The 7,005-nt window shown below is 49.3% G+C and carries 6 protein-coding genes and 1 pseudogene; 4 read left to right on the forward strand and 3 right to left on the reverse strand.

Features of this window, described 5'->3' with window-relative positions; genetic code table 11:
* Positions 1–915 precede the first annotated feature (915 nt).
* The 4 genes from Q0Z94_RS10480 to Q0Z94_RS10495 all read left to right on the forward strand — a co-directional run bounded on the left by Q0Z94_RS10480 (position 916) and on the right by Q0Z94_RS10495 (position 5,046).
* Positions 916–1,917: a TRAP transporter substrate-binding protein gene (locus tag Q0Z94_RS10480; RefSeq protein ID WP_298069494.1), complete on the forward strand. Its 1,002-nt coding sequence runs from the start codon at positions 916–918 to the stop codon at positions 1,915–1,917.
* A gap of 86 nt (positions 1,918–2,003) precedes the next feature.
* Positions 2,004–2,561 carry a TRAP transporter small permease gene (locus Q0Z94_RS10485; RefSeq protein WP_298069495.1) on the forward strand — a complete coding sequence of 186 codons (558 nt, stop codon included), beginning with the start codon at positions 2,004–2,006 and terminating at the stop codon, positions 2,559–2,561.
* Positions 2,561–3,865, forward strand: coding sequence for a TRAP transporter large permease (locus Q0Z94_RS10490; RefSeq protein ID WP_298069497.1), 1,305 nt, complete (start codon positions 2,561–2,563; stop codon positions 3,863–3,865). The genes Q0Z94_RS10485 and Q0Z94_RS10490 overlap by 1 nt, the downstream gene beginning before the upstream one ends.
* Before the next feature lie 164 nt (positions 3,866–4,029).
* Positions 4,030–5,046 (forward strand): TRAP transporter substrate-binding protein, encoded by a 1,017-nt coding sequence (locus Q0Z94_RS10495; RefSeq protein ID WP_298069499.1) that lies wholly within the window; start codon positions 4,030–4,032, stop codon positions 5,044–5,046.
* A 307-nt stretch (positions 5,047–5,353) separates the two neighbouring features.
* Here the strand turns inward: Q0Z94_RS10495 and Q0Z94_RS10500 are convergent, their stop codons facing one another.
* The 3 genes and pseudogenes from Q0Z94_RS10500 to Q0Z94_RS10505 form a co-directional block, all read right to left on the reverse strand.
* Complete coding sequence (locus Q0Z94_RS10500) at positions 5,354–5,482, reverse strand: hypothetical protein (protein ID WP_298069501.1); 129 nt, start codon at positions 5,480–5,482, stop codon at positions 5,354–5,356.
* A gap of 10 nt (positions 5,483–5,492) precedes the next feature.
* Positions 5,493–5,555, reverse strand: a pseudogene (locus Q0Z94_RS11895) (hypothetical protein); the annotation flags it as partial.
* 90 nt (positions 5,556–5,645) lie between these two features.
* Entirely contained in the window at positions 5,646–6,716 is a 1,071-nt protein-coding gene (locus Q0Z94_RS10505; RefSeq protein WP_298069503.1) for an acyltransferase, read from the reverse strand.
* Positions 6,717–7,005 lie beyond the last annotated feature (289 nt).

Below are 7,005 nucleotides of genomic sequence, written 5' to 3' on the forward strand. Positions count from 1 at the left end.
TCTCGGTACCCTCCGTTTTTTTTTGAAGGATAGCATAATCTCAAACATTTGTCATTATAAAAGTCAGTGTCTCGAAATATTTCTTTTTTGTAACATCATCTTTCTTCCTTTATGGTCTGTTCCCAAAGCATTCAGACCGAATACAGTCCCACTCTGTCTGAAAGAGCTTGCCTTATGTGGTTTCAAAGGCCGCACGTTTGACAGAATGACAGGCAGAGCGATGCGTTTTCACACGGGAGCCAGGTGTGCGCGGCAGGGCAGAAGCTCCCTGAGAGCATGAAACAAATTAAACCTCTGACGGACGGCACTTCTTCCTTTACAGAGAAAAGCAGGATAGCCGCGGTTTGTTCATCCTGAGTACAGCGGACACATATGCAAGAATACATTTTTGTCATGATTGTGCAAGTCAAATCTGACTTATACTTTTTCTTTTAAAATAAATAGGTTATGAAAAAATTTCGAAGTTTGGCTCTGAGCCATGCTGCGGGTGCCCTTTGGGCCTTCAAAAAAATTTTTACGGAAGTGAAAAATTTTAAATAGTTATTTCACAAGGTTGACGAAAGCTCTCGCTCAAAGTTCCGAAATACATCCGATGCGCCGGCGGCAAATTGAGTTATTTTTGGATTGGCTGCGGAGAGCAAGTTGTGGAATGTTCGCAGCTTATTCCGAATAACCTCGCAGGATAAAAATATTATTTGCGTGTTTGCACGATTTTTGCATATAGTAAGAAGGCGGTCATGTTCCGCCGGAAAACATTTAACCTTAGAAGGAGCGTTTGACTATCCACGCCACTGCCTCCACATTAAGTCTCATCCCCGAACGTGCGGTCCCGCCCGCTTCGGTCATTCAAGCAGTTTCAGGCGCCGCCTGAATTGTCATAGTGTTGGTCATAAACCTTAATTAATGGAGGTTCTCATGCTGGTCAAAAAACTGTTGGCTTTTGCCGCCATGTGCGCATTTATGTTCACTGCTCAGGCAAATGCCGCTGAAACCTTCCGCGTTGCCGTGGGCGATCCGGAAAACTCGGAACAGGGCGTAGCCGCCATTGCGTTCAAGAAATATGTTGAAGAAAAAAGCAACGGCAACGTTCAGATCCAGCTTTTCTTCAATGGTGCTCTGGGCGATGAAAGCGAATGCCTCCGCAATGTACAAAAAGGCGCCATGCCCTTTGCCGTCGCCGGTATCGCCAACCTGGTTCCCTTTGAAAAGAAGCTGGGCCTGCTCACCCTGCCCTACCTCTTCGACAACCTGGACGAAGTTGTGGCCGGCACCAACGGCGCAGCCGCGGAACTGCTGAACAGCTACGCCATCAAATCCGGCTTCCGTGTACTCACCTGGACGTACAGCGACTTCCGCTATATCTCCAACTCCAAGCATCCGATCAAGAATATCAACGACATCAAGGATCTCAAGTTCCGCGTGCCCCAGAGCGCCGTGCTTATCGAATCCTACAAGGCCTTCGGCGGCAGCCCCACCCCCATATCCTGGGCTGAAACCTTCACCGCCCTGCAGCAGGACGTGGTGGACGGACAGTGCTACGGCTACATCGGCTTTGAGGCCATGAAATTCCTCGAAGCCCATCAGAAGTACCTGACGGAAGTCCATTACACCTATCAGCTCCAGCCCCTGGTCATGAGCGAACGTGTGTACAGAAAGATGGCTCCCGATATGCAGAAACTGTTTGTGGACGCCGGCAAGTACGCTCAGGAGACGGTGCTCAACTATGTGAAGAATGACGGCGCCAAGGCCAAGGCCAACCTGATCAAGGCCGGTCTGGTGGTCGACGTGCTCGAAGATGAACCTGTCTGGAAAAAGGCTGCGTTCGAGAAGGTATGGCCGGCCATGGCCGACTTCGTTGGCGGCAAGGACGCCATTAACGCTTATCTGAAGGTTTGCGGCAAGCCCGCATGGAACTGACGGTATAGACGAGGGGAGCAGGGATACCTGCTCCCCTTTGTGCGTATGTGTGGGAGGAATCCCGAAATATATGGGGAGAGATAACTGTGAAAAAATTTCTCATCGCCTTTTTCGATCACTTTGAAAGCTATCTCTGTCAGTGCCTGCTTGTTTTCTTCGTCAGCGTTGTGTTCATGCAGATCATTCTGCGTTTTCTCAATATGTCGCTTTCCTGGACGGAGGAAATTGCCCGTTTTGCCTTTATCTGGTTCATTCTCTTCGGCGCCTGTTATGCCACGCGCCTTTGCGCTCTGAACCGTGTTACCGTCCAGTTCATGAAGTTTCCCAAGAAGGTTGGCGACTACTGTATGCTGGTCAGCGACTGTGTCTGGCTGGCTTTTTGCGTTATCATGGCCTGGTACGGCTACCGTGCCGTCATGGATCTTGAGGAATTTCCGTATTTCACACCTGCACTCGACTGGGATCTGGGCAAGGTCTACCTTGTCTTCCCGCTCAGCTTTGCTCTCATGGCTATCCGAATCGTGCAGGTCAACTTCATCAAGTTTGTCCTCAAGCAGGAGATCGCCGATCCCGACCAGGAATCCGTCAAGGAAAGCCAGAACGCACTGAATGCTGAAGAAAAAGCGGAAGGAGGTCAGGCATAATGGACGCTATCTCCCCACTTGCCATTGGCGGCATACTCTTTGTTATCTTCTTCCTCCTGCTTCTTTTGGGCAGTCCCATCATGGTGGCCCTCGGCATGGCTACCATGACCTGCTTCATCATCCTTGACATTGATCTCAGCCTCATGATCGAGCGCGCCTTTGCCTCGCTCACGGCCTTCCCGCTCATGGCCCTGCCGGCCTTCGTTCTTGCAGGGGCACTCATGGAGGCAGCAGGCATATCGCGAAGGCTCGTGACCATCGCCGAAAACATCATCGGTCCCATTCCGGGCGGTCTGGCGATCTCCACCGTGCTGTCCTGCGTGTTTTTCGGAGCTATTTCCGGCTCCGGCCCGGCGACCACGGCAGCCGTTGGCATGCTCATGATCCCCGCCATGACCAAGCGCGGCTATGACACGTCCTATGCGGCTGCGGCCACGGCTACGGCGGGCGGCATCGGCATCATCATCCCGCCCAGCATCCCCATGGTCATTTACGGCGTCACCGGACAGGTGAGTATCGCCAAGATGTTCATGGCCGGATTTATTCCCGGCTTCATCATCGCCGCCTCTCTCTGCCTGGTTCACTACTTCCGCTGCCGCAAGATCTCCACGCAGGGCATGACGTGGAACGCCGGCAATCTGGTTCGCTCCCTGGTTTCCGGCTTCTGGTCCATCCTCGCCCCGCTCATCATTCTCGGCGGCATCTACGCCGGGCTGTTCACGCCCACGGAAGCGGCCATCGTGGCCATCGTCTACACCATCATCATCGGCGTGTTCGTCCACCGTGAACTCAAGTTTCGCAACTTCATGAGCTGCCTCAGAACGACCTCGTGGCTCACGGGCCGAGTGCTGGTTCTGGTGTTCACCGCCACGGCCTTTGGCTATCTGCTCACCTCCTACCGCATTCCGGTGGTCATCGCCGACGCCATTCTGTCCTTTACCAACAACGTGTATCTGGTATGGTTCTTCGTCGTCATCCTGCTGCTCTTCCTGGGGATGTTCATGGAAACGCTGGCCATCATCATGCTGGTCACGCCCGTGCTTCTGCCCATCATGGTGGCTTATGGCGTCGATCCCATACACTTCGGCCTTGTCCTTATCTGCTGCTGCGGCATCGGTTTCTCCACGCCGCCGCTGGGTGAGAACATGTTCATCGCGTCCGGCATCTCCAACCGCTCGCTGGAATCCATCTCCTATCAGGCTCTACCCATGGTGTTCGCCAACCTGTTGGCTATCTCCATCCTGGTGGTCTTCCCCGGTCTGGTCATGTTCCTGCCCAATATGATGAGTTCCGCGGCCTTGTAACCTGCGTGCGTCTGACTTGCAGGCGCATTTGTCCGGCATTTTCGCCGGTTCCGAGCGATGGCAGATTTCCTGCTCCTTGCTTCGGTTCGGCGGTCATGCACCGCATAGCAACAATCGGTCTGGCGAGGCCGCTGTGTGCGGCCTGCCCCGGCAGTGAGGGTATTATGAGATTCCATTCCATTTTCTTGTCGGTCTCGGCGCTTCTGCTGTCCGCCTCGATAGCGTTTGCGGAGATTCAGCCCATGGAGCTGACCGTCACCCTGGGTGATCCCGAAAGCGCTGAAATGGGCGTGGTTGGCAATGCCTTCAAGGAATATCTTGAAAAGGCGAGCAAGGGCATCGTCCGTGTTCATCTTATCTATGCGGAAGACGGGCAGGACGAGTCCATGCAGTTCCATAAAGTGCAGATCGGCAAGCTGGACATGGCCGTGGGCGGCATTCCCAACCTTGAGCCTCTGTGCCGCAAGCTGGGGGTACTTTCTCTGCCCTACCTCTTTGAAAACGTCGAACAGGCCGAAAGGGGCACTACCGGCAAGGCTGCCGTGCTGCTCAACAGCTACGCGCTGGAATCCGGACTCCGGGTTCTTGCCTGGACGTATTCCGGCTTCCGCAACATCTCCAATTCAAGGCACCCCATTACCGAACTCAAGGATATCCGCAAACTGCGTATTCGTGTTCCCCACAGCGTCGTCATGCTGGACATCTACCACAACTTTGGCGCACTGCCCTCGTCCGTGGCCTGGGGCATGACGTACAAGGCTCTGGAGCATGACTTTGTGGACGGTCAGTGCTGCTCCTACTCCATGTTCAAGGCCATGAAGTTCATGGATGCCGGGCAGAAATACCTCACGGAGCTCCACTACTGCTATCTGCTCCAGCCGCTGGTCATCAACGAAAAATTCTTCTCCAACGTCTCGCCCGAACTTCAGAAGATGATCGTTGACGCCGGCAAGTACGCACAGCAGCAATCCCTGAAACGTCAGAACGAGATGGAAGTTCAGGCCAAGGAGCAGCTTCAGGCCGCGGGGCTTGAGATCGCCACGCTTACGGACGAACCGGCATGGCGTGCCATTGCCCTGGAAAAAGTCTGGCCTGAAGTCGCCGACGCTGTGGGCGGAAAGTCCGTCATCAATGCCTATCTGAAGGCTTGCGACCGTCCCGTCTGGGCGGCTGAAGACTAGCCTCTCGATACAAAACTGTGCTCTGCGGCGCGCCTGAGCTGTGAAAACTCCCGACACAGCCTGGGCGCGGCCGCTTTTTTTTCCAGTTTTTTGGCGCAATGATTCCACAGGTTAAACATAATAGTATCAAAAATATGAATTTTTTCATTTTTGCATAGTTCAACAATATGATTGTTTAATGATCTATACACATGTTTCATGATTCTATACGTTGCTTTCATAACACACCTTTTTGATCGGTTATAGGTTCAAAAAAAATATGATGTCTTTGGAAGCGTAGCTCTTTTCATGCAGGCCGCCCTTACTGTCAGGCGTTGACCGTGTCCGTCACGAAACGGATTTCTTCGGCGGTCATGACCAGCGACATGGGCAGGGAAAGAATTTCGCGGTGGATTTTTTTCTGCGATGGGCCAGGAGCGCTCGTTCCATTCCGCATAGGCAGGCTGCTGGTGCAGCGATTTGGGGTAATGGATAAGGGTCTGGACGCCTCTGTCTGCAAGATAGCGATTGAGAACATCCCGACCTTCCGCGTGTGCACGACAGACACATACAAGACAGCAGAAGCTCCGGTAAGAAGTTCGTCGGAACCCAGGTGAAGTTTATTCAAACCTCTTCAAATATTTTGCTACTGGTCTTTCTATGAAATGATAAGTAACTACGCCAATGAGTATGGAAACAAGCAAACTGATACATATCATCAAATATGGACTAAATGTGACTAATACTTTTAATTTCCAAAGAAAATTATCAAACAATATAAATGAAAAATTTTGCATAACATAAATACTGTATGCATATTTTCCAATAAAAGAGAAGTATTTATTGTCAAGTAATTTACTTATTACCCCCCCCCTCAATAAAAATAAAATAAATAAAATGGAAAACAATATTATAATAGTTATATATTGTTCTTTAAATCTAACAAATATTAAAACACGTACAATATAAAATGTTATTAAAATTTCACATATGCTTGCAATATAAAAATTCAACTTCATATTCTTTATATTTGTTTTTTCAAAAATCGCTGCTATGAGTATACCTGCTGATGTGCAAGCCATTGCCCCTGCCATACTTTTAGACAACATGCCGTACAATACAGTGAATGCTTCACGTCCAGGGTTGTTGATATATATAGATAGGGTTATCCAGCATAATAAAGAAATAAAGAATAATGCACCTTGATAATTTTTAAATGCTATTTTAAAAATACAAAAGAAAAATAATGACAGCCAAAACAGTGTACATACAAACCATGAAACATTTGCATTTGATAATTTTGTTGTTAATGCCGAACCATTCTTATGAATGAAGCATAAGTTAAGAAAATTTTGACCAATATCAAATTTGGCTATATCAAATACACTGCAAACAGCTATGCAAAATATCAAAAAAGCCAGACAAGGCCAGATTCTGAAGACTTTATGCTTCACAAATGCCAAAAAAGAGTCTGCTTTCAATATGCTGTAATATAAAAAGAATCCAGACATCATAAATAATGCAGAATTACAAATGCCCCCAGATGAACGAGAATTATAACATAATGTAGTAAATGGTTCTCCGTATGATGTAGCATAAGAAGCGCCAATAAAATGATAGTATACAATAATTATGACAAAAAGTATGCGTAAGAAGTCTATATTATACCATCTTGATGAGACTGTTTTCATAAGGAGTCATCCTTTGTATTGGTTTACAGGTTCAAAACAAAAAGAGCAATAATGTAGCAAGGCCCTTCAGGGCGGGGTGGGGCTCTATCGGCCTAAAGGCCAAGGTCTCAAACCATAAAGGAAGTAAGATGATGTTTTGGGAAGTTCCATGCCGTTCACGCAAGCCGCCTTACTTCCAGGCGTTCACCGTGTCCGTCACGAAACGGATTTCCTCATCAGTCATGACCGGAGACATGGGCAGGGAAAGGATTTCGCGGTGGATTTTTTCCGTAATGGGATAAGTGCGATC

Source organism: uncultured Mailhella sp. (assembly GCF_947631555.1).
GTDB lineage: Bacteria > Desulfobacterota > Desulfovibrionia > Desulfovibrionales > Desulfovibrionaceae > Mailhella.